Raw genomic sequence first — 740 nt, 5'->3', positions numbered from 1 at the left:
GAACCCACCCCTGGCTTTTGGTCGGGGGGTCATGGAGTGATCGACATGGCGTTATTGAGTGTGATCCGGCGCTGGGCGTTCCGAGAAGGGATGCCGATCCGGGAGATTTCGCGGCGCACAGGATTGTCGCGCAACACGATCCGCAAGTACCTGCGGTCGGATGAGAAGGAGCCGCTCTACCGAGCGCCGGAGCGGCCCAGTAAGTTGGACCTGTTCGCCGCGAAGCTGTCGGACTGGCTGAAGACAGAGGCGAGTCGATCACGCAAGCAGCGGCGCACGGCGCGGCAGATGCACACCGATCTGGTTCTTCTAGGCTATGACGGCTCCTATGGTCGCGTCGCAGCTTTCATCCGCCGTTGGAAAGAAGACCGGCAGACCCAGCAGCAGACCACGGGACGGGGAACGTTCGTTCCTCTGGTCTTCGCGCCAGGGGAGGCGTTCCAATTCGACTGGAGTGAGGACTGGGCGGTTCTCGGGGGCGAGCGCGTCAAGCTTCAGGTCGCTCACACCAAGCTGTCACATAGTCGGGTCTTCGTCGTGCGGGCGTATCCGCTTCAGACCCACGAGATGCTGTTCGACGCGCACTTCCATGCCTTCCGCGTGCTGGGAGGCATCCCGGGGCGTGGCATCTACGACAACATGAAGACGGCCGTGGATCGGGTGAGGTCCGGCAAGGCTCGGCAGGTGAACGGGCGCTTTGCCGCTATGGCGAGCCACTATCTGTTCGACACAACCTTCTG

At 62.6% G+C, this 740-nt stretch carries 1 protein-coding gene; it reads left to right on the top strand.

All coding sequences use genetic code 11. The features are described 5' to 3' along the window. Nucleotides 1-45: 45 nt before the first annotated feature. On the top strand, nt 46-740 hold a 695-nt coding region (istA, locus tag G3T14_RS24460; RefSeq protein WP_163645046.1), incomplete at its 3' end, for an IS21 family transposase.

It is taken from the genome of Methylobacterium sp. BTF04, assembly GCF_010692745.1.
GTDB lineage: Bacteria > Pseudomonadota > Alphaproteobacteria > Rhizobiales > Beijerinckiaceae > Methylobacterium.
Note: the sequence above shows the minus strand (reverse complement) of the source record. Positions and strands in the feature narration are given on the sequence as shown.